The organism is Pleomorphomonas koreensis DSM 23070, from assembly GCF_000425185.1.
Taxonomy (GTDB): Bacteria; Pseudomonadota; Alphaproteobacteria; order Rhizobiales; family Pleomorphomonadaceae; genus Pleomorphomonas; species Pleomorphomonas koreensis.
In genome coordinates this window covers 46,890-73,799 of the sequence record NZ_AULH01000001.1, presented here as the reverse complement: position 1 = coordinate 73,799, position 26,910 = coordinate 46,890, and the positions used below count along the sequence as shown (strand labels likewise).

Annotated in this window: 23 protein-coding genes; 10 read left to right on the top strand and 13 right to left on the bottom strand. The window is 68.0% G+C overall.

Features of this window, described 5'->3' with window-relative positions:
- Positions 1 to 6: 6 nt before the first annotated feature.
- From H512_RS0100335 to H512_RS0100275, 13 genes are all read right to left on the bottom strand, one after another.
- Positions 7 to 1,011, bottom strand: coding sequence for an MBL fold metallo-hydrolase (locus tag H512_RS0100335; protein ID WP_026781835.1), 1,005 nt, complete (start codon positions 1,009 to 1,011; stop codon positions 7 to 9).
- A 105-nt stretch (positions 1,012 to 1,116) separates the two neighbouring features.
- Positions 1,117 to 1,782, bottom strand: a complete 666-nt coding sequence (locus H512_RS0100330) for a DUF2161 domain-containing phosphodiesterase (protein WP_026781834.1) — start codon at positions 1,780 to 1,782, stop codon at positions 1,117 to 1,119.
- Between the two features lie 40 nt (positions 1,783 to 1,822).
- Entirely contained in the window at positions 1,823 to 2,581 is a 759-nt protein-coding gene (locus tag H512_RS0100325) for an ABC transporter ATP-binding protein (protein ID WP_026781833.1), read from the bottom strand.
- On the bottom strand, positions 2,578 to 3,408 hold the full coding sequence (locus H512_RS0100320) for an ABC transporter ATP-binding protein (protein ID WP_026781832.1): 831 nt from the start codon (positions 3,406 to 3,408) through the stop codon (positions 2,578 to 2,580). The genes H512_RS0100325 and H512_RS0100320 overlap by 4 nt, the downstream gene beginning before the upstream one ends.
- Positions 3,405 to 4,337 (bottom strand): ABC transporter permease, encoded by a 933-nt coding sequence (locus H512_RS0100315; RefSeq protein ID WP_026781831.1) that lies wholly within the window; start codon positions 4,335 to 4,337, stop codon positions 3,405 to 3,407. Before H512_RS0100315 ends, H512_RS0100320 begins: the two co-directional genes overlap by 4 nt.
- Entirely contained in the window at positions 4,334 to 5,368 is a 1,035-nt protein-coding gene (locus H512_RS0100310) for an ABC transporter permease (protein WP_425414150.1), read from the bottom strand. Before H512_RS0100310 ends, H512_RS0100315 begins: the two co-directional genes overlap by 4 nt.
- A gap of 88 nt (positions 5,369 to 5,456) precedes the next feature.
- Complete coding sequence (locus tag H512_RS0100305) at positions 5,457 to 7,100, bottom strand: ABC transporter substrate-binding protein (protein ID WP_026781829.1); 1,644 nt, start codon at positions 7,098 to 7,100, stop codon at positions 5,457 to 5,459.
- A gap of 275 nt (positions 7,101 to 7,375) precedes the next feature.
- On the bottom strand, positions 7,376 to 8,194 hold the full coding sequence (locus H512_RS0100300) for a pyridoxal phosphatase (RefSeq protein WP_026781828.1): 819 nt from the start codon (positions 8,192 to 8,194) through the stop codon (positions 7,376 to 7,378).
- Between the two features lie 258 nt (positions 8,195 to 8,452).
- On the bottom strand, positions 8,453 to 9,400 hold the full coding sequence (locus H512_RS0100295) for a D-ribose ABC transporter substrate-binding protein (RefSeq protein WP_026781827.1): 948 nt from the start codon (positions 9,398 to 9,400) through the stop codon (positions 8,453 to 8,455).
- A 125-nt stretch (positions 9,401 to 9,525) separates the two neighbouring features.
- A complete protein-coding gene (locus H512_RS0100290; protein WP_026781826.1) occupies positions 9,526 to 10,578 on the bottom strand; it encodes an ABC transporter permease in 1,053 nt (350 codons plus the stop codon).
- A gap of 2 nt (positions 10,579 to 10,580) precedes the next feature.
- A complete protein-coding gene (locus tag H512_RS0100285) occupies positions 10,581 to 12,152 on the bottom strand; it encodes an ATP-binding cassette domain-containing protein (RefSeq protein ID WP_026781825.1) in 1,572 nt (523 codons plus the stop codon).
- Positions 12,149 to 12,868 carry a DUF2291 family protein gene (locus H512_RS0100280; RefSeq protein WP_026781824.1) on the bottom strand — a complete coding sequence of 240 codons (720 nt, stop codon included), beginning with the start codon at positions 12,866 to 12,868 and terminating at the stop codon, positions 12,149 to 12,151. The genes H512_RS0100285 and H512_RS0100280 overlap by 4 nt, the downstream gene beginning before the upstream one ends.
- Before the next feature lie 487 nt (positions 12,869 to 13,355).
- A complete protein-coding gene (locus H512_RS0100275; RefSeq protein WP_245585323.1) occupies positions 13,356 to 14,099 on the bottom strand; it encodes a DeoR/GlpR family DNA-binding transcription regulator in 744 nt (247 codons plus the stop codon).
- Between the two features lie 346 nt (positions 14,100 to 14,445).
- Between H512_RS0100275 and H512_RS0100270 the strand changes: the two genes are divergently transcribed.
- From H512_RS0100270 to H512_RS0100225, 10 genes are all read left to right on the top strand, one after another.
- A complete protein-coding gene (locus tag H512_RS0100270) occupies positions 14,446 to 15,912 on the top strand; it encodes an L-fucose/L-arabinose isomerase family protein (protein ID WP_026781822.1) in 1,467 nt (488 codons plus the stop codon).
- Positions 15,913 to 16,098: 186 nt separating this feature from the next.
- Complete coding sequence (locus tag H512_RS0100265) at positions 16,099 to 16,851, top strand: transketolase (RefSeq protein WP_036789490.1); 753 nt, start codon at positions 16,099 to 16,101, stop codon at positions 16,849 to 16,851.
- Entirely contained in the window at positions 16,851 to 17,810 is a 960-nt protein-coding gene (locus H512_RS0100260; RefSeq protein ID WP_026781820.1) for a transketolase family protein, read from the top strand. The genes H512_RS0100265 and H512_RS0100260 overlap by 1 nt, the downstream gene beginning before the upstream one ends.
- A complete protein-coding gene (locus tag H512_RS21900; protein WP_245585322.1) occupies positions 17,807 to 19,270 on the top strand; it encodes an FGGY family carbohydrate kinase in 1,464 nt (487 codons plus the stop codon). The genes H512_RS0100260 and H512_RS21900 overlap by 4 nt, the downstream gene beginning before the upstream one ends.
- 356 nt (positions 19,271 to 19,626) lie before the next feature.
- Entirely contained in the window at positions 19,627 to 20,649 is a 1,023-nt protein-coding gene (locus tag H512_RS0100250; RefSeq protein ID WP_026781819.1) for a LacI family DNA-binding transcriptional regulator, read from the top strand.
- A 50-nt stretch (positions 20,650 to 20,699) separates the two neighbouring features.
- Positions 20,700 to 21,941, top strand: coding sequence for an ABC transporter substrate-binding protein (locus tag H512_RS0100245; protein WP_036789350.1), 1,242 nt, complete (start codon positions 20,700 to 20,702; stop codon positions 21,939 to 21,941).
- A 128-nt stretch (positions 21,942 to 22,069) separates the two neighbouring features.
- Positions 22,070 to 23,002, top strand: coding sequence for a carbohydrate ABC transporter permease (locus tag H512_RS0100240; protein ID WP_026781817.1), 933 nt, complete (start codon positions 22,070 to 22,072; stop codon positions 23,000 to 23,002).
- Positions 22,999 to 23,862 carry a carbohydrate ABC transporter permease gene (locus H512_RS0100235; protein ID WP_026781816.1) on the top strand — a complete coding sequence of 288 codons (864 nt, stop codon included), beginning with the start codon at positions 22,999 to 23,001 and terminating at the stop codon, positions 23,860 to 23,862. Before H512_RS0100240 ends, H512_RS0100235 begins: the two co-directional genes overlap by 4 nt.
- Before the next feature lie 26 nt (positions 23,863 to 23,888).
- Positions 23,889 to 25,817: a glycoside hydrolase family 127 protein gene (locus tag H512_RS0100230; protein WP_156899261.1), complete on the top strand. Its 1,929-nt coding sequence runs from the start codon at positions 23,889 to 23,891 to the stop codon at positions 25,815 to 25,817.
- Between the two features lie 3 nt (positions 25,818 to 25,820).
- On the top strand, positions 25,821 to 26,888 hold the full coding sequence (locus H512_RS0100225) for an ABC transporter ATP-binding protein (protein ID WP_026781814.1): 1,068 nt from the start codon (positions 25,821 to 25,823) through the stop codon (positions 26,886 to 26,888).
- The last annotated feature ends 22 nt before the right edge of the window (positions 26,889 to 26,910 follow it).

The following is a 26,910-nucleotide window of genomic DNA, read 5'->3' as shown; positions in this document are numbered from 1 at the left end:
GAGCCGTTAGGCCCCGGTCCGCCACCAGCTGCCGCCGACCGGCAGGGCGACGAAGGCATCCTCCTCAAGGCCGGCGGCGGCGCGCGCCGTCGCCAAGCGCTGCGGCGGCTCATCGAGCGGCTCGTCGGTGAGCTGGAAGCAACCCCAGTGGATGGCGATGCTCGCCCTGGCGCCGATCTCGCGGTGGGCGGTGACCGCCTCCTCGGGGTCCATGTGATGCGCCTTCATGATATGGCGCGGCTCGTAGGCGCCGATCGGCATCAGCGACAGATCGAACAGGATGCCGTTGCGCTCGCGGCCGGCCAGATGCTGGCGCGTCGCCCGGTAGTGCGGGCCATAGCCGCTGTCGCCGCCGAAGTAGCAGGAGAAGCCGTCCGCGAACATCGCGACAGCGCCCCACAGCATCTGGTTGCGATCGCGAAGGCCGCGCGCCGACCAATGTCGCGCCGGCGTCAGCATGAACTCGACGCCGCGATAAAGGTGGCTCTCCCACCAGTCGAGTTCGACGGAATTGTCGATGCCCCAGCGCTTCAGCAACTGGCCGACGCCGAGCGGAACCACGAACAGGGTGCGGTCGCCGCCGCGCCGGGCGAGGTGGCGCACCGAGGCGCGGTCGAGATGGTCGTAATGGCCGTGCGAGATCACCACCACGTCGATGGGCGGCAGGCGGTCGAGGGTGATGCCGGGCGGCACGGCGCGCCGGGGGCCGAGAAAGCCGACCGGCGAGGCACGCTCGCTGAATACCGGATCGGTCAGGATGGAGAGGCCGCCCATGCGCAGCAGCACCGTCGAATGGCCGATGAAGGTGGCCGAGGTCTCGGGCCCGGCGATGCGGTCGAGGTCCGGCTCGACGACCGGCGTCGGCGCGGCCGGCGGCTTGGGCAGACCGGCACGACGCGAGTCCCGCTTCCAGGCCAGCACGTCGCGGAAGGACGTGCGATGATCGGCCTCGGGGTCGCGGAAGCCGTCGGACGTGTGGTGAGGTTTGCCGGGATCGTAATGGGGATTCATGCGGGGCGGTCGCTCCGGTGATCGCTGGGGATTAGGGCAATATGGCGTTCCAGCGCAAAATCGCCACCCCCCAGGAACTACTTGTCCCACACGATGGCGTGAGTCTCAGGCGGCGGCCGGCAGATGCTCCGCCCAGGTGACCAGCGCCACCCGGCCGGCGTCGGTCAGCCGGTAGACGCCGCGCTCCACCCGCTCGAACCAGCCGTAGACATCGGCTTGCAGGATTTTGGCGGCGTCGGGAGCGACCGGCCTGAGGTCGCGCGGCCGCGCCGGCCCGTCCGCCAGCGCCCGGGCAACGGCGAGCGCCTGCTGCCGGTAGGCGGTCATCTGCGGCAGGCGCGTCGAGCCGCCCAGGACGGGATCGCCGCGCCGGCGACGGAATTCGTCGACGATGCGCGAACGGCGGCGGCCGTCGCGTCGCGGCTTCCAGGGCGCCGGCTCGACGATCACCTCGATCCGGCCCGTCGCGGTGACGGCCATGAGGCCGAAGCCGAGGAACCGACATAGCTTTCTGACGCGCGGGTCGCCCTCGCGGCCGCGGCCGCGCTTGGAGGCGGCGATGGCGAGCCATATCTCGTCGGCCGCCGCCGTGCGGTCGACCGCCTGCAACACCAGCTCCAGCGTGAAGGCGCGTTTCAGTTCGCCGATCACCAGCAGTTCCGGTTCGCCGTCCGAAAGGCCGACGAGGTCACAGCCTTTCACCTCGCCCTTGACGGCGAGCCCGAGGCTTTCGAGGTGGCGCTTGACGGGCAGGTAGAGGTCGGTTTCCACGGGGCGAAATTCCGATGACGTTGCGGGGGCGCGCGGCGTCTCAGCCGGCCGCCTCCCGCGAAAAACCCTTGCTCGCCACCATCAGCCTGGCGGTGTAGTCGGACACCGTGCGGCCGGCGGCGAGATCGGCGGCAGAGAGCATTTCCACCACCTCGCCCTCGCGCATCACCGCGAGGCGGCTGCACATGTGGGTGACGACGCCGAGATCGTGGCTGACCATCAGGTAGGTGAGGCCGCGGCGGGCGCGCACCTCTTCCAGCAGATTCAGCACCTCGGCCTGCACCGAGGCATCGAGCGCCGAGGTCGGCTCGTCGAGCAGCAGGATCTCCGGCTCGACGATCAGCGCGCGGGCGATGGCGACGCGCTGGCGCTGGCCGCCGGAGAGCTGGTGCGGATAGCGGAAGCGGAAGGACGGACCGAGGCCGACCTCGTCGAGCGCCCGGAGAATGCGCGTCTCGGCGTCGCCGATGCCGTGGATGGCCAGCGGCTCGACCAACTGGCGGTCGACGGTCTGGCGCGGGTGCAGCGAGGCATAGGGGTCCTGGAACACCATCTGCACGGCGCGGCGGAAGGCGTGGCTGCGGCGGCTGCCGGAGAGCGTCTCGCCGGCAACGGTGATCGAACCGCCGCTCGACGGCGCCAGCCCGGTGATGGCGCGCAAGAGCGTCGACTTGCCCGAGCCGCTCTCGCCGACCAGGCCGAAGGACTCGCCCTTCTCCACGGCGATGCTCACCGCCTTCAGCGCCCGGAACTCGCGGAAGGTCACCGACAACCCGTCGATGGCGATCTCGATGGTCATGCGGCCCACTCCTTCCGCCGTTCGAGGACGGGCAGCGGATGGCGGTCCTCGCCGATCTTCGGCGTGCAGTCCAAGAGCCCGCGCGTATAGGGATGGCGGGCGTGGCTGAGGTCGGCGGTGGCCAGTTCCTCGACGATGCGGCCGGCATACATGACGATCACCCGGTCGCAGAAGGAGGAGACCAGGCGCAGGTCGTGGCTGATGAAGATCAGGCCCATGCCGGTGTCGCGCACCAGCCGGTCGAGGATGCCGAGCACTTCCAGCTGGACGGTGACGTCGAGCGCCGAGGTCGGCTCGTCGGCGATCAGCAGTTCCGGGCCGCAGACCAGCATCATGGCGATCATCGCCCGCTGGCCCATGCCGCCCGACACCTCGTGCGGGTAGAGGCCGAACAGCCGTTCCGGATCGCGGATCTGCACCGCCTCCAGCATGGCGAGCGCCCGTTGCCGCGCCTCCTTCTTGGTGACCTTCTCGTGCTGGCGCAGCGTCTCGGTGATCTGGCGGCCGATGGTCATCACCGGGTTGAGCGAGAACTTGGGGTCCTGGAGGATCATCGCCATGCGGCTGCCGCGCAAGGTCCGCCAGTCGGCCGGGCCGGCGTTCAGGAGATCGACGCCGGAGAAGGTCATGGCGTCGGCGCGGACGATGCCGGGCTTGGGCGTCAGGCCCATGACGGCGCGGCCGGTCTGCGACTTGCCCGAGCCGCTCTCGCCGACGATGCCCAGCCGTTCGCGGCCGAGGTCGAAGGAGATGCCGCGCACCGCCTCGATGAGGCCGGTGCGGGTCGGGTAGGTGACCGACAGGTTGCGGACGGCGAGCAGCGTCATCGGCCGGCCTCCCTGGGGTCGAGGGCGTCGCGCAGGCCGTCGCCCAGGAGGTTGAAGCCGAGGCTGACGATCAGGATGGCGATGCCGGGCATGGTGGCGACCCACCACTGATCGAGGATGAAGCGGCGACCGGAAGCGATCATCGCCCCCCATTCGGGCAGCGGCGGCTGGGCGCCGAGGCCGAGGAAGCCGAGGCCGGCCGCCGTCAGGATGATGCCGGCCATGTCGAGGGTGACGCGGACGATCAGCGAGGAGAGGCACATCGGCATGATGTGGCGGACGACGATGCGGGCCGGCGAGGCGCCCATCAGGCGGACGGCGGCGATGTAGTCGGAGTTGCGCACGCCGAGCGTCTCGGCGCGGGCGAGGCGGGCATAGGGCGGCCAGGAGGTCAGCGCGATGGCGATCACCGCGTTCTCGATGCCCGGCCCGAGGGCGGCGACGAAGGCCAGCGCCAGGATCAGCTTGGGGAAGGCGAGGAAGATGTCGGTGACGCGCATCAGCGCCGCGTCGATATAGCCGCCGGCAAAGCCGGCCACCGTGCCGATCAACAGCCCGACCGGCGCGGCGATGACGGCGACCAGCGCCACCACGGCGAGCGTGATGCGCGAGCCGTAGATGAGGCGGGACAGGATGTCGCGGCCGAGATCGTCGGTGCCGAGCAGGAAGCCGGGCGTGCCCGGCGGCTTGAGGCGGGCGCCGGCGAGATCGCCGACGGTGGCCGAATGCGGGGCAAGGAAGGCGGCGAAGGCGGCAACCAGCACCAGGACCAAGATGATCAGGAGGCCGGTGACGGCGAGCCGGTTCTCCGAGAAGCGCCGCCAGGTGACGTAGGCGCGGCCGAGCCGGGCCTGCCCGCGCGAGCGCGGCTCGGCGGTGAGCAGCCAGTCCCGCCAGCCTGCGGCGGAGGGCGTCGAGGGAGCGGTCATTTGGCGTGCGTCCTCGGATCGAGCATGCGGTAGAGCAGGTCGGACAACAGATTGATGGCGATGAACACCGTGCCGATGACGATGGTGCCGCCGAGCACGGCGTTCATGTCGGCGTTCTGCAGCGAGTTGGTGATGTAGAGGCCGATGCCCGGCCAGGAGAACACCGTCTCGGTCAGCACCGATCCCTCGAGGAGGCCGGCGTAGGACAGGGCGACGACGGTGGTGAGCGGCACGGCGGCGTTGCGGAGCGCGTGGACCCAGATGATGCGGCGTTCGCTGAGGCCCTTGGCGCGGGCGGCGACGATATACTCCTGGCCAAGCTCGTTCAGCATGAAGGAGCGCGTCATGCGGCTGATGTAGGCGAGCGAGAAATAGCCGAGCAGCGCGCCGGGCAGGATGATGTGGCGGAAGGCGTCCCAGAGCACGTCCCACTGGCCCGTCCAGGCGGCGTCGACGAGATAGAGGCCGGTGATGGGCGTGAAGGTGTATTCGTAGGCGACGTCGAGCCGGCCGGGATAGGCCACCCATTTCAGCTTGGCGTAGAACAGCAGCAGCGACAGGAGGCCCAGCCAGAAGATCGGCACCGAATAGCCGATCAGGCCGACGATGCGCACCACCTGGTCGGCGATGGAGCCGCGACGGACGGCGGCGAGCACGCCGAGCGGCACGCCGAGGCCGGCGCCGATCAGCGTGCCGACGGTGGCCAGCTCCAGCGTCGCCGGGAACACCCTGATGATGTCCTCCATCACCGGATGGGTGGTCAGCACGGATATGCCGAAGTCGCCGGTCAGCGCCTGGCGGAGATAGATCAGGAACTGCTGCCAGAGCGGCAGGTTGAAGCCCATCTCCTCGCGGATACGCTCGACCACCGCCATCGGCGCCCGGTCGCCGACGATCGCCAGCACCGGATCGACCGGCACGACGCGGCCGATGAAGAAGGTGACGGCGATCAGGCCGAGATAGGTGGTGGCCAGCATGACGGCGAAGCGGCCGATATCGGCCAGCACGCCGCGGGCGCGCCTGAAAGCCAGGCTCCGTCTGGCGTCGGAGAGAGACAAGGGCTTCCTCACTTGCGGGGGATTCGGAAGCGCCGCCCCCTGGAGGAGGCGGCGCGGCCGATCATTCCTTGGAGATCGGGGCGACGAAGTTGGTGTCGAAGGACGGTCCCAGCTTGAAGCCCTTCAGCTTGGCCGCATAGGCCGCCACCTCGGTCTGCTGGTAGAGCATCACGAAGGGGCCGCTCTCCTGCACCTTCTTCTGCAGGTCGGCATACATGGCGGCGCGCTTGGCGGTGTCCTTCTCGAGGAGGGCCGCCTTGGTCTCGGTGTCGAGTTCCTTGGGATCCCAGGCGTTGCGCCAGGCCAGCGTCTTGACCTTGCCCTCGTCGGAATTGTCCGGGTTGGCGGTGAAGGTCTCGGCGTTGGAGTTGGGATCCCAATAGTCCGAGCCCCACTGGCCGATGTACATGTCGTGCTGGCGGGCGCGGTACTTGGTCAGCGTCTGCTTGCCGTCGCCGGGGATGATCTGCAGCTTGACGCCGGCCTCGGCCAGCGACTGCTGGAAGCTCTCGGCGATGCCGGTCACCGGCTGGGTGTTGCGGGTATCCATGGTGACGGAGAAGCCGTCCTGGAGCCCGGCCTTGGCGAGCAGCTCCTTGGCCTTGGCGACATCCAGCTTGAACGGCTTGTCGTCGATGGAACCGAGCTGGCCCTTGGGCAGGAAGGACTGGTGGATCTCGCCGACGCCCTTGATCAGCGTGGCGCCGATGGCGTCATAATCGACCAGATATTTGAAGGCCTCGACCACTTCGGGCTTGGACAGGTTGGGATTCTTCTGGTTGAGCGAGATGTAGTAGACAGTGCCCTTGGGCGCCGAGGTGGTGGCGAGATCGGCGTTCTTGGCGACGGCGTCGAGGTCGCCCGGTTCGAGGTTGCGGGCGATGTCGACGTCGCCGTTCTCCAGCGCCAGGCGCTGGCCGGCGCTCTCCTTCATGTGGCGGTAGATCACCCGCTTCAGCTTGGCCGGCTCGCCGAAATAGTTGTCGTTGCGTTCGAGAACGACCGCCTCGTTGGCCTTCCAGACCATGATCTTGAAGGCGCCGGAGCCGGCGGAGTTGGTCTTCAGCCAGTCGTTGCCGAAGTCGGTGTCCCACTTGTATTCGTCGGACGGCGTCACCGCCTTGGCGTGCTCCATGACCAGCTTCTTGTCGACCACGGCGGCCGGCGCCGACGACAGCACGTTGAGCACGAAGGACGAGGCGTAGGGCTTGTCGACAGTGAGCGTGACGGTGGAGGGATCGACGGCCTTGACCTTGTCGGTCACGTTGTCGCCGGTGAGACCGAACTGGTTGAGCAGGAAGGCCGGGCTCTTGTCCATCTTGATCAGCCGCTCGATCGTGAACACGACGTCGTCGGCGGTGATCGGGTTGCCGGAGGCGAACTTCAGGTCGGGCTTCAGCTTGAAGGTATAGGTGAGGCCGTCATCGGAAATGGTCCAGCTCTGTGCGATGTCGGGCTCGACCCTGGTGGTGTCGTTGATGTCGAGGCGGACCAGCAGCGAATAGGTGTTGCCGGTGACCTCGGCCGTCGAGATCTCGAAGGCTTCCTGCGGATCGAGCGAGATGATGTCGTCGATGGCGAAGGCCTCGACCAGCGTGTCGGCCGGCGTGCCGGCGAAGGCCGGGCCGCCAAGGGCAACGAAGGCGGCAAGCGCTGCGCCCGCCGACAGATGTCTCAGATGCTGCGTCAGGATAGGCATGGTCATGTTCGGGTTCCCCTTTTTCGATCATGACGGCAGTTTGTCCGCCGTTCCGTCGTCCGGCGCACCGCCCGGTCCATGGGCGACGGCAGGCGCTTCACTTCTCTACCATATCGCCGCCGGCGGCGGATCGCCACCATCGGCCCGGATGGAACGACGGCCGGCGGCGCGGCTTTCGATAGTCGCTGCCGGGACTCGTTGTTTCTGAAGGATAAAACGGTAACGGCTCGCCCGGCGCCGGTCAACGGCCGGGCACGCCCAATCCGTATGCACGATGGCTCTCAGGCGAGCAGCCGCTCGATGCGCTCGGCGATGGCGTCGGTGTCGTTGCCGCCGATCACCTCGGCCACCGCCGCCCTGACGCCCTCGGGGGCGTTGCCCATGGCGATGCCGAGGCCGGCGCCGGTCAGCATGGCGAGATCGTTGAAATTGTCGCCGAAGGCGACGATGTCGGCCGGATCGATGCCGCGATCGGCCGCCCAGGCGAACAGCCGGCTGCCCTTGCTGCGGCCGGCCGGCATGACGTCGATGCGGTCGTGCCAGGAGTATTCGACGCCGTAGGCCGGCATGGTCTCCGCGTCGCGGAACCAGCCGGCGAGGCGGCCGGCATCGCGATGGGTGACGACGAATTTCCAGACGGCGGGCATCGCCTCGAGCACCGCCTCGAGCGACCTGACCTGCCTGAGCTGCGGCTTCGGCCGGGTGGCGAGCCCGTCGATCCAGACGCCAAGCTTCAGAAGATGCGGCGTGGGCACCTCGTAGAGCATGGCGTCATCGAGATAGGCCCAGACCTCGACGCCATGGCGGCGGCAGGAGGCGACGAGGCGGCGGGCATCGGCGGACGCGAAGGGCTCGCCGCTCAGCACGCGGCTGGCGGGAAAATCGTAGACATAGGTGCCGTTGCAGCAGATGGTCGGCCCCTGGAGTTCCAGCTCCTCGTAGTACGGCCGGGCCACCGAATGGTGACGGCCGGTGACCAGCACCACCTCAAGGCCGCGCGCCCGCGCCGCGTCGAGCGCCTCGACGGTACGGGGGCGGACGCGCCCCTCGCGATCGAGAACCGTGCCGTCGAGGTCGAGGGCGATCATCCGAAAGGGCATCTGCTCATTCCGTTCTGGCGGCTTGCGGCATGGCCGGCAAGCCGAGCGGGGACCTGCGGAAATCGGCAAAGCCCCTTCCGCGCGCCGTCCCGCAGCAACTAGCCGAGCGGCGGCGCCGTGTCGATCCGTAATCGCTCAAGGCATGGCAAGGCCCGGATATGCCACAGGCAGGCGCCGGGGCGCCTGCCTGCCGCGTTGGGGAGAGGGCCGGTCCGGGCGCGAGGCCCGGGCCGGCGGGAGGACCGACCTTGGAGGGGATCAGTCCTTGAGCGCGAAGTTGTCGAGCTTGGCGGCGTTGTCCTTGGTGATCAGCACGCAGTCCATGGAGATCTTCTCGGGCTGGCCGGTGGAACCTTCCTTGAGATACTTGTCGGCCAGCTCGACGGCATACTGGGCCTGGCGGAAGGCCGGCTGCAGGCCGGTGGCGTGGATCTTGCCGGCCAGGATGGCGTCGCGCACATCGTTGGAGCCGTCGAAGCCGGCGACCAGCACGTCCTTGCGGCCGGCGGCCTCGAGGGCGGCCATGGCGCCCATGGCCATGGTGTCGTTGCCGGAGATCACGCCCTGGATGTCCGGGTTGGCCTGGAGGATCGATTCCATCTTCGAGAAGGCTTCGGTCTGGCTCCAGTTGGCGCTCTGCTGGGCGACCATCTTCATGTCGGGATACTGGTCGATCACGTCATGGAAGCCCTTGGAGCGCACGCCGGCGTTGGTGTCGGATTCCTTGCCGACCAGCTCGACGAAGTTGCCCTTCTCGCCCATGGCGTCGACGAAGCTCTCGGCGACCAGCGTCGCGCCCTGATAGTTGTTGGAGACGATCTGGGTGACGGCGATGCCGGTGGCGTTGATCTCGCGGTCGATCAGGAAGGACGGCACGCCGGCGTCCTTGGCCTTCTGCACGGCGGCGACGGTGGCGTCGGCGCCGGCGTTGTCGAGGATGATCGCCGCCGCCTTCTGGGCGATGGCCGAGTCGATCAGGTCGTTCTGCTTGTTGGCGTCGTCGTCATGGCTGTAGATCGCCGCCTCGTAGCCGAGTTCCTGGGCCTTGGCCTGGGCGCCAACCGCTTCCTGCTTGAAGAAGGGGTTGTCGTGGCTCGGGGTGATGATGACGATCAGCTTGCCGTCGGCGGCGAGCGCCGAGGCGGTCAGCGCGATGCCGGCCAGAAGACCGAGGGAAACCGTCTTGAGCGTGTTGCGAAGCGACATCTGTCTTTCTCCTCCACTAAAACCGCTGTTACCTCCAGCGGGTCGCGGCTACGTCGGGGGTCGACGGCCGCGGTCGTCGGTGCCGGCCGGGGCTTCGGCCGGCGCCGGAATTGTCAGCCCGGATCTCAACCAAGCCGGGCGTTGCGGGCGATGCGGCGCTGCATCTGGTCGAGAATGACGGCGCCGACGATGACGACGCCCTTGATCACCATCTGCCAGAACTCGGAGACGCCCATCATGACGAGGCCGTCGGACAGCACGCCGATGACGAAGGCGCCGACGATGGTGCCGCCGATGGTGCCGCGGCCGCCCGACAGCGAGGTGCCGCCGAGCACCGCCGCGGCGATGGCGTTCATCTCGAAGGTTTCGCCGGAGGCCGGATGCGAGGCGACCAGCTGCGAGGCGACGACCAGGCCGGCGATGGCGGCGCAGAAGCCGGAGATCATGTAGACGGCGAGCTTCACCCGGTTGACGTTGACGCCCGACAGCGTGGCGGCGCGCTCGTTGCCGCCGACGGCGTAGATCTGCCGGCCGAACGGCGTCTTGGTGGCGATGTAGGCGGCGATGGCGGCGACCACCAGCAGCAGCCAGATCGACAGGGGAATGCCGAGGATGGTGCCGGAGCCGAGCACCGGGAAGCCCTGATTGCCGAACTCGGGCTTGCCGACGAGATTGGGGAAGGTGGCGCCGCCCGACATCAGCAGCGCCGTGCCGCGGGCGACATACATCATGCCGAGCGTGGCGATGAACGGCGCCACCTGCATGCGGGTGATCAGGAGGCCATTGACGAGGCCGACGAAGGTGCCGACCAGCAGCGCGATGCCGATCATCTCCCAGACGGAGGGATAGATCACCACGCCGAACATCTCGAGCGGGATGCCGTAGAGCACCAGCGCGCCGGCCACCATGCCGACCAGGCCGACGATGGCGCCGACGGAGAGATCGATGCCGCCGGTCAGGATGACGAAGGTCATGCCGATGGCCAGGAAGGCGTTGATCGCCACGTGCTTGGAGACGATCACCGCGTTGGCGACGGTGACGAAGTTGGGCGCCATCAGGCTGAAGAAGACGACGACGGCGATCAGCGCGATGAAGGTCCTGAGCTTCAGCAGCAGCAGGAGCAGCGTCGACTGTCCTTTGGGCGCGTCGGCCGCCGGGGTGGCAACGGTATTGGTCATGGTCACTGATCCTGAGCCGGGTGGTCGTGGGCAGGAATGGGGTCGGCGTGTCCCCTGGTGGAGGCGCGGACGATCACCTCGTCGGTGGCCTGATGATCGGGCAGGTCGGCGGTGATCCGCCCCTGGCTCATCACCAGCACGCGGTCGGACACCGCATGCACCTCCTTGAGGTCGGAGGTGGCGAACACCACGGCGAGGCCCTGGTCGGCCAGCTCGCGCATGGTGCGGAACACCTCCTCCTTGGCGCCGATGTCGATGCCGCGGGTGGGCTCGTCGAGCAGCAGCACGCGCGGCTCGGTCATCAGGCTCTTGCCGATCACCACCTTCTGCTGGTTGCCGCCCGACAGCGAGGTGATCGGCGTGTCCGGCGACGGCGCCTTGATGCGCAGCGCGCGGAACAGCCGGTCGATCGCCTGGCGCTCGGGGCCGGTCTGCACGGTGAAGAACCGGGTCACCTTGGCAAGGCTGGCCAGCGACAGGTTCTTGCCGACGGTGAGATTCTGGACGAGGCCGTCGCGCTGCCGGTCCTCCGGCACCAGGAACAGGCCGGCGGCAATGCGCCGGGACACCGGCAACTGATCGGCCCGTCGGCCGCCGATGGCCACCTCGCCGCGCGCTTCGGCCCGGAGGCCGAACAGGCTCTCGAACAGCTCCGAGCGGCCGGCGCCCAGCAAGCCGTAGATGCCGACGATCTCGCCGGCCCGGAAGTCGACGCTGACGTCGTCGACCAGATAGCCGCCGCCGACGCGCGGCAGCTTCAGCCCCTTCACCGACAGCACGGCCTCGCCGACTTTCACCTGACGCGCCTGGCGCCTGGCGAATTCCGAGGTGCCGAGCATCTGGCGGATGATCCAGGGGATGGTCGCCTCGCCCTTGGGGGCGCTGGCCTGGAAGCGGCCGTCGCGCAGCACGGTGAAATAGTCGCCGATGCGCACCAGCTCTTCCAGGCGGTGCGAGATGTAGATGATGGCGACGCCGGACTTCTTCAGCTCGGCGATGACGCGGAACAGCACCTCCACCTCGGAGGCCGACAGCGCCGACGTCGGCTCGTCCATGATCAGCACGCGGGCGTCGTCGGCCAGCGCCTTGGCGATCTCGACGATCTGCTGCTCGCCGATGCGGAGGTCGTCGACCAGCGTATCCGGGTCGATGTCGTGCTCGAGGCGGGCGAGCAGTTCCCGTGCCCGCTCGCGCTGGCGCGCCATATCGATGTGGACGCCGGCGCGGGTCATATCGCGGCCGAGGAAGATGTTCTCGGTGACCGTGAGGTTGGGGCAGAGGTTCAGTTCCTGGAAGACGATGCCGATGCCCTGCCGCGCCGCGTCGAGCACCGAGGAGAACCGCACTTCCTCGCCGCCCATGACGATGCGGCCGGAGGTCGGCTGGTCGACGCCGGCGAGGATGCGCATCAAGGTCGACTTGCCGGCGCCGTTCTCGCCGATCAGCACGTTGACCGAGCGCTCGTAGACGTCGAAGTCGACGTCCTCCAGGGCGACGGTGCCCGGAAAGACGCGGGTCATCTTCTCGGCCCTGAGGATCACCTCGGGCGTGTCGGCCTTCTCGACGGCGCTCACTTGGCGCCTCCCGCCGGGCCGAGCAACACCGGCGTCAGCAGGATCCTGTCGGAGGCCGAATTCAGCGAGAAGGTGCCGGCGTAGTCGATGGTCTGGCCGGGGGCCAGCGCGTCGATGGCCGGCTGCAACTCGGTGGTGACGCGGCCGTTGAAGGCGCGGCCGACCTCGGCGAATTCGAGCTGGTTGGTGAAGTTCTGGAAGTTGATGAAGGGCATGGCGTCGCGCAGCGAATTGCCCTTGATCACCGGGCCGATCTGGATGGTGACGGGGACGGGGCCTTTCTCGGTCGATACCTCGATCAGCGCCGTGCCGGCGCGCGAGGCGGTGTTCTTCTCCTTGATGGTCGCCGTGCCCCTGACGACGAAGCTCCAGGGGCTGCCCTCCTCGGCCGGGCGGTGGCCGAACTCCGGGCCGGCCTTGTCGAGGCCGCCCTCGACGGCGGACAGCACCGCCTCGATCGGATGCGCCTTGTCGCGGACCACCGGAATGACCTCGGCGTCCCACAGCTTGGCGACGTAGTCGGCGCCGTTGAACTTCTGCTGGGCCGCTTCCTCCTTGCTGACGATCGGCAGGATCTTGCAGCCGCCCGCCGCGAGCGCCAGCAGGCCGGCCACGACATGACGCCTGGAAAGTGCCGCCCGGCCATCGGCAACGGCGAGCGAATGTTCGTCGGCCCCGCCGGCACGACGGCCGCGCGGCTCGGCATGGTCTGGCATGCTCGTCCTCCCTAAAGCGTTCATCGGCCCGACCGGATCATCAGGTCGACAGGCGAACGCCTCGCTTTTCCTCCGGCAGCCGCTTTCCGACCGGACCGTCAGTCCGATCGTGGGATGCCCATGGTCTTCGGGGAGCCTCGCCCCGGACCTGATGTTTCGATTATTTTCGTTTTCTATCGTTTGTCAACGGATCATTTGTGGTTCTGATCCGATCCTGGTCGCCAGAACAGCCGGACGGCCCGCGCATCGGCCGTCCCCTGCCGAGTTTCCCGGAAAAAACAGTCATCCGCCAAAGGGATCGATCATCCGATAGCGAACGTCTTCCGCCGATCCGACGCCATTAGACAAAAGTCGATGACACTCGAAAGTCGATGATCTCACGGCGGCCGGCGACCACCGGGCACGCAGCAGCGGCGGCCAGCCGGAGGCCAGCCGACCGGTCGATGGCCGGCGTACAAGGGAATTGCAGGGAGTGTCCGAGCGGTGGTCAGCTCGCGACGATCAGCTCGATGCCGCGTCGCTCGAATTCCTTGGCGTCGCTGTCGGCGATGCCGTCGTCGGTGACGAAGGAATGGATCACGTCGAGGTTGCCGAGGCGGGTGAAGGAGGTGCGGTTGATCTTCGAGGAATCGGCCACGAGATAGACGTGGGCGGCCGCCTTGATCATCGCCTCCTTGAGCTGGAGGTCGGCGAAACTCGGATAGGTGAGGCCGGCGTCGACCGACACGCCGGCGGTGGCGAGGAACAGCTTCGAGGCGAAGATGTTGCGAAAATACTCGACCGACTTGTCGCCCGAAAGCGACAGCGTCGGCGCCTTGAACTGGCCGCCCGGCATGTGCACGGCATAGCCCGGCACGGCGCCGAGGATGATGGCGATGTTCAGCGCGTTGGTGATGACGGTGAGGTTCTCGCGCGTCGTCAGGCGCTGGGCGATCTCGGTGGTGGTCGAGCCGGCGTCGAGGATGATGGTCTCGTTGTTCTTGACCAGCGACGCCGCCCTGGCGCCGATCTTGCGCTTCCTGTCCATGTTCTCGATGTGCTGCAGCGACATGGTGCCGACCTGCTGCTGCACGGTCTTGAGGTAGGCGCCGCCGTGCTCGCGCAGGATGTGGCCGTCCTGCTCCAGCCGTTCGAGGTCCTGGCGGATGGTCGCCTCCGACACCTTGAAGGCCTGCGACAGCTCGCGGACGCGGGCGCTGCCCTCCTCCTGCAGCCATTCCAGGATCTTCATGCGCCGGGGCTCGGCGAGCAGGCCGGTGAAGGTAGTCGTTTCCGACGCCGCGGCGCCGCGCCGGCCGGCCGGCGCTACGTCCGTTCCGCTACCATTCGATGATTCTGTCGCCATTGGAACCTTCGCTTTCTTGCGAGCCTTATAACGCCGTTTGCCGGCCGCCGGCCATGCCTTTTTGCCGCGCCCGGCCGCCGGAGGCCGCGACAGGCCCCGCAACGGTGCGGATCGACGCAAAAATCCTATTGACAAAACGGCCCCTAAAAAACATCATCAAACGAAAGAAAGCGATAAAAATCGAAAACTGAAATTCATGTCGGCGGACATACCGACCGACGGGAGGACGGACATGACGGACAAGTTCAAGCGCGACGTGACCCTCGGCCTGGTGGTGGGCAGCCGGCAGTTCTTCAACGGCGCCCCCTGCATCAAGGCGCGCGACGACCTCGAAGCGCAGGCGGCGCGCCTCGGCATCCGCACGCTGATGCCGCCGGTGGACGCCACGGTGAACGGCGCCGTGCAGACGCGCGACGACGCCAAGCTCTACGGCCGCTTTTTCGCCGCCCACCGGGACGACATCGACGGCCTCGTCATCTCGCTCGCCAACTTCGGCGACGAGATCGCCATCGTCGAGATGGTGATGGCCGCCGGCCTCAACGTGCCGATCCTCCTCCAGGCCTGCAACGACGAGTTCGACAAGGTCGACGTCAAGAGCCGCCGCGACGCCTTCTGCGGCAAGATCTCGGTGGCCAACAACTTCTACAACTACGGCATCCCCTTCAGCGAGACCACCAGCCACACCTCCGACCTCGACGGCGAGGAGTTCGGCCGCGACCTCGACGCCTTCTCCCGCGTCTGCCGCACGGTGCGCGGCATCCGCCACGCCCGCATCGGCGCCATCGGCGCCCGCACGGCGCCGTTCCAGACCATGCGCTATTCGGAGAAGCTGTTGCAGGCGATCGGCGTCACCGTGGTGCCGGTCGACCTGTCGGAGATCATCGGCCGCGCCAGGGCGATCGACGACGGCGCGGCCTCCGTCAAGGACAAGCTGGCGGCGATCGGCGGCTACGGCAGGATCGACGCCCACATCCGGCCGGAGCAGGTGCTGAAGCAGGCCAAGTGGGGCATCGCCATCGACGAGTGGATGGGCGAGAACGACTGCGACGCCTCGGCGATCCAGTGCTGGCGGTCGCTCCAGGACAACTACGGCTGCGCCACCTGCCTGTCGATGAGCATGATGGGCGAGAAGCTGATGCCAAGCGCCTGCGAGGTCGACGTGCTCGGCACGCTCTCGATGTACGCGCTGACGCTGGCCGCCGGCCAGCCGGCCGCCATCCTCGACTGGAACAACAACTACGGCTACGACCCGGAGAAGTGCGTCGGCACCCACTGCGGCAACTATCCGAAGAGCTTCTTCGGCGACACGCCCAACATCGGCGAACTCGACGTGCTCGGCGAGACCATCGGTCGCGACAAGTGCTTCGGCGCCGTCAAGGGCAAGGTGAAGGCCGGGCCGATGAGCTTCCTGCGCTTCTCCTCCGACGACCTCAACGCCACCCTCAAGGCCTATGTGGGCGACGGCGAATTCACCGACGACCCCTACGGCATGGATGGCGGCATCGCGGTGATCCGCGTCGAGAAGCTGAGGCAGCTCCTCAAGGTGGTGACGCAGAACGGCTTCGAGCATCACGTCGCCATGGTGCGCGGAGAGGTGGCCGGCATCGTCGAGGAGGCGGTCAGCCGCTACCTGAAGCTGCCCATCTACCACCACAACGGCGAGGCCGCGCCGACGCTCGGCCTCAAGGCTTTTTGCTGACGGCCTCCGGCCTCAAGGCTTTTTGCTGACGGCCTCCGGCCTCAAGGCCTTCTGTTGACGGCCGCCGGCCGCAACGCGGGAGAACGACACATGTCCCTCACACTCGCCCCGGCGCCGGTTTCCGGCGCCGACAGGATCGACTTGGTCCGCGCCAAGGCGCTCGGCATCCGCCGCTGCGCCTTCACCATGGTCCACGACGCTCAGCTCGGCCATCCCGGCGGCGATTTCTCGGCGGCCGACGTGCTGGCGAGCCTCTATTTCGGCGTCATGCGCTACGACCCGGCCGAGCCGCGCCATCCCGATCGCGACCGCTTCATCATGAGCAAGGGCCACTGCACCGGCGCCTTCTATTCGGTGCTGGCTCTCGCCGGCTATTTCCCCGAGGCCCAGCTCAAGACCTACATGCAGCCGCTCTCCAAGCTGAACGGCCATCCCAACCGCAACTATCTCCCCGGCATCGAGACCAACACCGGGCCGCTCGGCCACGGCCTGCCGGTCGCCGTCGGCATCGCCATCGCCGGCAAGCTCTCCGGCAAGGACTACCGCACCTTCGTGCTGACCGGCGACGGCGAATTGCAGGAGGGCTCCAACTGGGAGGCCGCCATGGCGGCCGGCCACCACAGGCTCAACCGCCTCACCGTCATCGTCGACCGCAACCGCCTGCAACAGGGCGACCGCACCGAATCCACCAATGGCCTCGACCCGCTCGACGACAAGTGGCGGGCCTTCGGCTTCCACGTCGAGATGATCGACGGCCACGACCACGCCGCCCTCCTCGACGTGCTCGGCGCCGATCCGGCCGGCCGCGACAAGCCGCTCTGCGTCATCGCCAACACCATCAAGGGCAAGGGCGTGTCCTTCATGGAGGACAACGTCTCCTGGCACCATGGCGTGCCCAATGCCGACCAGTTCGCCCAGGCGATGAAGGAGCTGATCTGATGTCCGCCGCCCCCAAGATCGACGCCGGCCTTTACGACTGCCGCGACACCTTCGCCAGGACGATGGAATCGCTGGCCGAGGCCGACGAGCGCATCGTCGTCGTGGTCAACGACAGCGTCGGCTCGTCCAAGCTCGGCGGCTTCAAGAAGCGCTGGCCGGAGCGGACCATCAACGTCGGCATCGCCGAGCAGAACATGGTCGGCGTCGGCGCCGGCCTCGCCAACGGCGGCAAGATCCCCTTCGTCTCCTGCGCCTCCTGCTTCCTGACCGGGCGGGCGCTCGAACAGGTGAAGGCCGACGTCGCCTATTCCAACACCAACGTCAAGCTGTGCGGCCAGTCGCCGGGCATTGCCTACGGCGAACTCGGCCCCACCCACCATTCGATCGAGGACCTCGCCTGGCTGCGGCCGCTCACCAACCTCCTGACCATCGTGCCGTCCGACCCCGAGGAGATGGAGGCGGCGCTGCGCTTCGCCGCCGCCTACGAGGGGCCGGTGTTTGTCCGCGTCAGCCGCTATCCGGTGCCGGCGGTGCCGCACACGCGCGTCGGCGTCGAGCCGGGCAAGGCCGAGGTGCTGCGGGCCGGCGACGACGTCGCCATCCTCGCCCACGGCGTCATGCTCAGCCGGGCGCTGGCTGCCGCCGATCGGCTGGCCGCCGAAGGCGTGTCGGCGCGCGTCGTCAACATGGCCTGGATGAACCCGCTCGACGTCGGAGCGGTGATCGACGCCGCCGGCACCGGCGCCGTGGTCACCGTCGAGGAGGCCAGCGTGCGCGGCGGCCTCGGCGGCGCCGTGGCCGAGACGCTGGCCCTCAACCGGCCGGTGCCGATGGAAATGGTCGGCTTCCCTGGCTTCGTACCCACCGGCTCGGTAGACTTCCTGTTCGAGCATTTCGGTCTGACCGCCGCCGGCATTTCCGCCGCCGCGCTGAAGGCGATAAGCCGCAAGAGGCAATGATGGACCGCGCGCTCATTCTCGCCATCGACCAGGGAACCACCAACACCAAGGCGCTGCTGGTCGACCGCACCGGCGCGGTGGTCGCCGCCGCCTCGCGGCCGATGAGCGTCGACTATCCCGAGCCCGGCTGGGCCGAGCAGTCGGCCGAAGCCATCTGGGCGGCGGTCCGGGCGGTGGTCGACGAACTCGCCGCCCACCCGCGCGCCGCCGACGTGGCGGCGCTCGCCGTCTCCAACCAGCGCGAGTCGATCGTCGTCTGGGACGCGGCGACGGGAAAGCCGCTCGCCCCCTGCGTCATCTGGCAATGCCGCCGCACCGCCGCCGCCTGCGAGGCGCTGATCGCCGCCGGCCACGGCGATTTCGTCGAGGCGACAACCGGCCTCGGCATCAACCCGCTGTTCCCGGCCAGCAAGATCGCCTGGCTGATCGACCGCATTCCCGACGGACGGGCGCGGGCAGCAGCCGGCGCCATCAGGGCCGGCACCGTCGACAGTTGGCTCTTGTGGAATTTCACCAGCGGCAAGGTGCACGCCACCGACCATTCCAACGCCAGCCGCACCCAGCTCTACGACACCGGACGGCTCGCCTGGAGCGACGACCTCTGCGCGCTGTTCGGCGTGCCCAGGGCGATGCTGGCCGAGGTCAAAGCCTCCGACAGCCGCTTCGGCGACACGGCGGCCGGCGCCACCGCCCTCCCCGCCGGGCTGCCCATCCACGGCATGATGGGCGACTCGCACGCCGCGCTGTTCGGCCACGGCGTACGGACGCCCGGCACCGTCAAGGCGACCTACGGCACCGGCACGTCGCTGATGTCGCTGGTGCCCGAGCGGGTGCGCTCGCGCCACGGCCTCTCCGGCACCATCGCCTGGAGCCTCGGCGGCACGGTGTGGCACGCCCTTGAGGGCAACATCTCCGTCTCCGGCCAGACCGTCGCCTTCATGGCCTCGCTGCTCGGCCTCAAGGACGCCAAGGCGCTGGCCGACCTCGCCATGACCGTGCCGTCGAGCAACGGCGTCGCCTTCGTGCCGGCGCTGGTCGGCCTCGGGGCGCCGTGGTGGCGCAACGACGTGCGCGGCGAGATTTCCGGCCTCTCGCTCGGCACCCAGCCGGCGCATCTGGCGCGGGCGGCCGTCGAGGCGGTGGCCTTCCAGGTGGCCGACGTGTTCGCCGCCATGGAGGCCGACATCGGCGCGCCGCTTGCCGGCCTCTCCGTCGACGGCGGCGCCTCGCTGAACGACGCCCTGATGCAGTTCCAGGCCGACATCCTCGACCGGCCGCTCCGCCGCGGCAAGTTCCCCGAGGTCAGTGCCCTCGGCGCGGCGTCGGTGGCCTTCCACGGCCTCGGCATCGCCATGACCTCGGGCGGCGAGGAGACGCGGTTCACGCCGGCTCTCCCGGCCGAGGCGCGCGAGAAGCATCTCGCCGGCTGGCGCAAGGCCGTCGGCCACCTACTCGCCTGACGGGCGGCCCGAGGCAACGACAATGGCGGAGGAGCGGTCCCGGCGGATCGCTCCTCCGTTTTCGTTCGCCGGCCGGGCGGTGTCCTTCCCCGGAGCCGCGCCCCCTCACGTCTCTCCACCCCCTAAACCGGCCGGCGCCCCTCCGCTTTTAGTCTAGGCCGGCGCCGCCGGACCACGCTGACTCGATTGCCTGAGAAAACGCGGCGTACGCCAAAATCCAGCATCGCCAAATACATGGCGGCATGACGTTCAACGACCCGGCCGTCCTGCCGCAAAACATGGGAAAATGTTTTCTCACCTTGACTTCGTGTAAGAGAAAAGGTTTTTTCACATCAACAAACGTAGGGGAGGAAAAACTGAGCACCATCGGCGGCAAGCGCGGCCGCGTCACCATCCACCTCGTCGCCGCCGTCGCCGGCGTGTCGATCTCCACCGCCTCCAAGGCCCTGAACGGCAGCGGGCGGATGAGTCCGGAGACGCGGGAGCGGGTGAAGAAGGTGGCGCAGGAAGTCGGCTTCCGTCCGAATGCGCTGGCCAGGGGACTGATCACCAAGCGCAGCTTCACCATCGGTCTCCTGACCAACGATACCTACGGCCGCTTCACCCTGCCGGTGATGGCCGGCATATCGGAGGAACTGGTTGGACACGGCGTATCGGTGTTCCTGTGCGCCATCGAGGACGACTCGGACCGGGCGCGCGTTCACGTCGATGCCATGCTCGACAAGAGCGTCGACGGCATCATCGCCTCCGGCAAGCGGCTGGACAGGCAGTTGCCGGTGGATCTGTCGGGGCTTCACGTGCCGGTGGTCTACGCCTTCACCAAGGGGACGCCCGACGGAGTGACGCTGCGCTCCGACGACGAACAGGGCGCCCGACTGGCCGTACGCTGCCTGATCGACGCCGGCTGCCGGCGGATCGTCAACGTCACCGGCCCCAAGACCTTCCAGTCGGTGCGCGAACGCGCCGACGCCTATCGCGCGACGATCGACGGGCCGCCGGAGGTGCTGCACGGCGTCTGGTCGGAAGCCTGGGGACACGAGGCGGTGGCGCAGCTCTGGGACCGCGGCGGAGACCGGCCGGACGGCATCTTCTGCGGTAACGACCAGATCGCCCGCGGCGTCATCGACGCCCTGCGCGAGCGCGGCGTCCGGGTGCCCGAGGACGTCGCCGTGGTCGGCTTCGACAACTGGGACATCATGGCGGCCCAGACGCGGCCGCCCCTGACGACGGTGGACATGAACCTCAAGACGCTCGGCCGCGAGGCCGGCCGCCTGGTGCTGGCGATGTCGGAGGGCCGCGAGGTACAGCCCGGCATCCGCAAGCTGCCGTGCTCGCTGGTGATCCGCCAGTCCTGCCGGGGCCTGGAAGTCCCGGCCTGAAGACCATCGACTTCGCGGGGAAGAGGAAACCCGCTTTGGAGGAGAGAGAGATGAAGATCAACAAGCTGCTGGCCGCGGCCAGCCTCGTCACGTTCTGTTTCGCCAGCGGGGCGGCCAGCGCCGATACGCTGCAGATGTGGGTGCGCAGCGGCATCGGCGCCTCGTTCACCAAGCTGGTCGAGGCCTACAACGCCAGCCACGACGACAAGATCCAGCTGACCGAAGTGCCGTTCTCCGAGCTGGTGCAGAAATACGCCACCGCCATCGCCGGCGGCCAGGCGCCCGACGCGCTGTCGCTCGACCTGATCTACAATCCCGCCTTCGCGGCAGCCGGCCAGCTCGAGGACCTCACCGACTGGGCCAAGGCCCTGCCCTACTTTGCCTCGCTGTCGCCGAGCCACGTCAAGCTCGGCACCTATGAGGACAAGATCTACGGCCTGCCGCTGTCGGTCGAGACCTCGGTGTTCGCCTGGAACAAGGACCTCTACCAGAAGGCCGGCCTCGACCCGGACAAGGCGCCGACCACCTGGGAGGAAATCTCGGAGAACGCCAAGAAGATCCGCGCCCTCGGCGACGACACCTACGGCTTCTACTTCTCCGGCGGCGGCTGCGGCGGCTGCATGATCTTCACCTTCATGCCGCTGACCTGGGGCGCCGGCGCCGACTTCCTGTCCGAGGACGGCAAGACGGCGACGCTCGACACGCCTGAGATGCGCAAGGCGGTCGGCTACTATCGCGACATGGTCAAGGCGGGCGTGGTGCCGCCGGGCGCCGCCTCCGACACCGGCACCAACTTCCTGTCGATCACCAACGGCAAGATCGGCCAGCAGAATCTCGGCGCCTTCGCCATCGGCACGCTGGTCACCGAGCATCCGGACATCCACTTCGGCGTCTCGCTGATCCCCAGCGTCGACGGCAAGACCTCGTCGTTTGCCGGCGGCGACAACTTCGTCGTCACCAAGGGCTCGCCGCGCGCCGGCCTTGCCAAGAACTTCCTCGAATACGCCTATTCGCTGGAAGGACAGAAGGTGATGGCCAAGTACGGCAGCCTGCCGACCCGTTCGGACATCGCCGCCGAGGTGCTCAAAGACCTCGATCCGCGCATGCAGGTCGGCGTCGACGCCATCGCCGTCGCCAAGACGCCCTACACGCTGCAATTCAACGACCTGATCAACAGCGCCAATGGCCCGTGGGCCTCGTTCACCAACGCCGCCATCTTCGGCGACGACGTCGACGCCGCCTTCGCCAACGCCCAGGAAGAGATGCAGTCGATCATCGACAACGCCCAGTAACGGCGCCGGTCGAACCCATGACGACCCGGCCGGGGGGCACCGTCTTCCGGCCGGCCTTTCCCCCGGTTTTACGCCTCCCGTCCCAAGGCTTCGGCCTTGCGGGCGGATGGCCCAAGAGAGCGGCCGCGATGACACTCGCCGATACCGTTTCCCTTCCCGTCCGCCGGCCGCGGCCGAAACGCCGGTCACCGCGCCGGTCGCAATGGAAGGGCCTTCTCTACATCGCGCCGGCCATGGCGCTGGTGATCGTCTTCTTCATCCTGCCGGTGCTGTTCACCTTCTGGATGAGCCTGCACAAGTGGCCGATGCTCGGCGGCACCCGCTTCATCGGCCTCGGCAACTACATCCGCATGATGTCCGACAGCCGCTTCTATTCGGCGCTCGGATTTACCGCCTACTATACGGTGATCATCACCATCGCCATCTTCGCGCTGGCCTTCCCGCTCGCCATGTTCGTCGAGCGGCAGCGGCGGATGGTCGGCGTCTACCGCACGGCGATCTTCATGCCGGTGGTGGTGGGCCTCGCCTCGGCCTCGCTGCTCTGGGTGTGGTTCGCCAACGTCGACAGCGGCTTCCTCAACCCGATGCTCGCCTGGCTGGGGCTGATCGATCTCAAGACCAACTTCTTCGCCAGCTTCGACAGCGCCTTCTTCATCATCTGCCTGATGGTGGTGTGGAAGGTGGCCGGCTTCACCATGATCATCCTGCTCACCGGCCTGCAGGCGATCCCGACCGAACTCGGGGAAGCGGCGCGCATCGACGGCGCCAACCGCTGGAAGCGCTTCATCTACGTGACGCTGCCCTTGATGCGCAAGACCATGGCGCTGTCGCTGATCCTGTCGGTGACCGGCTCGATCCTGGCCTTCGACCAGTTCTACATCATGACGGCCGGCGGGCCGCAGAACAAGATGATCTCGGTGGTCTACTACATCTTCAACCAGTCCTTCGTGTCGTTCAACCTCGGCTACGGCGCGGCCATGTCGCTGGTACTCCTGTTCATCCTGGTGCTGATCAGCATCTTCCAGCTCTGGCTGCTGCGCGTCGGGGAGGACCGGCCATGACCACCAAGAAAGAAGCCCGCGCCCGCCGGGCGCTGTTCTCGGCCGGCGGCTACCACGGCACCGGCCTCCTGCTCGCCATCTTCTTCCTGGCGCCGTTCGCCATCACCATACTCTCGTCGTTCCGCCACGGCACCGAAGCGCGGCTGCCGCCGATCCCGCCCTGGCCGACCACCGGCGTCAGCCTCGACGCCTACCGCAGCCTCGACAGCTTCGGCGCCGGCGTCTGGCAGCACACGCTGAACTCGGCGGCGGTGGCGATCGGCACGGCGCTGCTCACCGTCATCGTCAGCCTGCTCGCCGGCTACGGCTTCTCGCGCTACCGCTTCCTGTTCAAGAACGCGCTGTTCGTGCTGATCATCGCCACGCTGATGATCCCGTTCCAGTCGATCCTGACGCCGCTGTTCATCATCCTCGCCCGGCTCGGCCTCAACAACTCGCTGATCGGCCTGACGCTGGTCTACGTGACGCTGCAACTGCCGTTCTCGGTGTTCATGATGCGCAACGCCTTCGACGCGGTGCCCAAGGAGATCGAGGAAGCGGCCCGCATCGACGGCGCCCGCGACTTCCGCCTGCTGGTCCGCGTGCTGCTGCCGCTGGTGCTGCCGGGCATCGTCACCGTGGCGATCTTCGCCTTCCTCAACTCGTGGAACGAGTTCCTGGCCGCCCTGGTGCTGCTCTCCGACAATTCCAAGTTCACGCTGCCGATCCTGATCTCGGCGGTGCGCGCCGGACGGCTCGGCGCCATCGACTGGGGCGCCGTCCAGGCCGGCGTCACGGTGATGAGCGTGCCCTGCCTGTTCGTCTTCCTGCTCCTGCAACGCTACTACATGCGCGGCCTGATGGCCGGCGCCGTGAAGTGATCCTCCCCCTGATGGATGCCAGAACCATGACCAGACAAGACCGCCAGTTCCGCCCCGTCCCCGTGCCGTCCGTCGTGCTCGGCGGCCTGTTCGGCGCCCGCCAGGACGCCGTCTGCGACGCCACCGCCGAAACCCTGCTCGACCGCTGCGTCGAGGCCGGCATGGTGCGCGCCATCGACACGACGCAGCCCAGCCCCGGCATTGTCATCCCGATCCAGCCCTGGGGCGGCACGATGCAGATGTTCTGGGACAGCGACCTCGGCAAGTCGATCGAGACGGTCGCCTTTTCCCTCTATCGGCGGCCGAATCCCGAACTGGAGGCGCGCGTCGACAAGATCATCGACATGTACGAGCAGCTTCAGGACGCCGACGGCTACGTCAACGCCTGGTTCCAGCGCGTCCAGCCGGGCCGCCGCTGGACCAACCTCCGCGACTTCCACGAACTCTATTGCGCCGGCCACCTGATGGAGGGCGCCGTCGCCTACTACCAGGCCACCGGCAAGCGCAAGCTGCTCGACATCATGTGCCGCTACGCCGACTACATGATCGGGGTGTTCGGCCACGGGCCGGGCAAGATCGCCGGCTACTGCGGCCATGAGGAAGTGGAGCTTGCCCTCGTCAAGCTTGGCCGCGTCACCGGCGAGCAGAAGTATCTCGACCTCGCCAAGTATTTCATCGACGAGCGCGGCACCGAGCCGCATTACTTCACCGAGGAGGCAATCCGCGACGGCCGCGACCCGGCCGACTTCATCCAGAAGACCTACGAATACAACCAGGCCCACCAGCCGGTGCGCGAGCAGACGAAGGTGGTCGGCCACGCGGTGCGCGCCATGTATCTCTATTCGGGCATGGCCGACATCGCCACCGAATACAACGACGACACGCTGACCGCCGCTCTCGAAACCCTCTGGGACGACCTCGTCACCAAGCAGATGTACGTCACCGGCGGCATCGGGCCGTCGGCGGCCAACGAGGGCTTCACCGACTATTACGACCTCCCGAACGAAAGCGCCTATGCCGAGACCTGCGCCTCGGTCGGCCTGGTGTTCTGGGCCAACCGCATGCTCGGCCGCGGCCCCGACCGCCGCTTCGCCGACATCATGGAGATCGCCCTCTACAACGGCTCGCTGAGCGGCCTGTCGCTCGACGGCAAGACCTTCTTCTACGAGAACCCGCTGGAGAGCGCCGGCAAGCACCACCGCTGGATCTGGCACCGCTGCCCCTGCTGCCCGCCCAACATCGCCCGCCTCGTCGCCTCGATCGGCTCCTACATGTATGCCGTCGCCGACGACGAGATCGCCGTCCATCTCTACGGCGAGAGCGCGGTGAAGGCCGAGGTGGCCGGCACGAAGATCGAACTGACGCAATCCACCCGCTATCCCTGGAACGGCGCCGTGCGGATCGCCGTCACGCCGGAACGGCCGGCCCGCTTCGCCGTCTCCCTGCGCATTCCCGGCTGGGCGAAGGAGGCGAAGCTCGCGGTCGACGGCGTGGCGGTCGATCTCGCCGCCGTCACGGTCGGCGGCTACGCCCGCCTTGAGCGCGAGTGGACCGGCCGCGAGGTGGTCGATCTCGACCTGCCGCTGATCCCGCGGGCGCTGTGGGCCGATCCGCGCGTCCGCCAGGATGCCGGCCGCTTCGCGCTGATGCGCGGGCCGCTGGTCTACTGCGCCGAAGCCGTCGACAACGGCGATGGCCTCAACGCGCTCACTGTCACCGGCGATCCGGCCAGGGCAGGCGAGACCATCGTCGACGACCTCGGCGGCGCCGTCGCCCTCGACGTCGAGGCGACGCGCGACCTCAGCACCGGCTTCGAGGGCTCGCTCTACCGCGAGGCGCCGCCCTCGACCGAGCCCGCCACGGCGCGCTTCGTGCCCTATCATCTCTGGGACAACCGCGCGCCGGGCGAGATGCTCGTCTGGATGCGCGGCGGCGACCAGAAGACCGGAGCCTGACCGATGTCCGACAGCGGCGTTCAACTGATCGAGGTGCGCAAGAGCTACGGCTCGATGGAGGTCATCCACGGCGTCAACCTGACAGTCCCCGAAGGCGCCTTCGTGGTGTTCGTCGGGCCGTCGGGCTGCGGCAAGTCGACGCTGCTCAGGATGATCGCCGGGCTCGAGGAGGTGACCGACGGCGAGATCGCCATCAAGGGCCGCGACGTCACCGATCTCGACCCGTCGGTGCGCGGCATCGCCATGGTGTTCCAGTCCTACGCCCTCTACCCGCACATGACGGTGCGCGACAACCTCGCCTTCGGGCTGAAGATGCAGCGCACCGAGAAGGCGGTGATCGACGAGCGGGTGGCGGCGGCGGCCGCCATCCTGAAGATCGAGCAGTTACTCGACCGGCGGCCGGGCCAATTGTCCGGCGGCCAGCGGCAGCGCGTCGCCATCGGCCGGGCCATCGTGCGCAAGCCGGAGGTGTTCCTGTTCGACGAGCCGCTCAGCAACCTCGACGCCGAGCTGCGCGTCTCCATGCGCGTCGAGATCGCCCGGCTGCATCGCGAACTCGGCAACACCATGATCTACGTGACGCACGACCAGACCGAGGCGATGACGCTCGCCGACATGATCGTCGTGCTGCGCGACGGCGTCGTCGAGCAGGCCGGCAGCCCGCGCAAGGTCTACGAGGACCCCGACAACGCCTTCGTCGCCGGCTTCATCGGCTCGCCGCGCATGAACCTGCTCGACGCCGTCTGGCTCGGCGACGGTCAGGTGAAGCTGGCCGGCCGGCCGGAGGCGGCGCCGATCGCCGGCGACGGCCTCGCGGCCGGCGACAAGGTGACCTTCGGCCTCCGGCCGGAGCATCTGCAGGTCGGCGTCGCCGACGGCATCGAGGCGCGCGTCGACGTGCTCGAATACCTCGGCGGCACCCGCTATCTCTACTGCCAGCTCGCCGATGGCCAGCCGCTGATCGTCGAGTATCGCGACGGACCGGACGTGCGCTCCGGCGACACCATCGCGCTCGGCTGCCCGGCCGACCGGCGCTACGTGTTCAACGAAAGCGGCTTGCGCATCCGCTGATCTCTCCCCCAACTTCCACGAG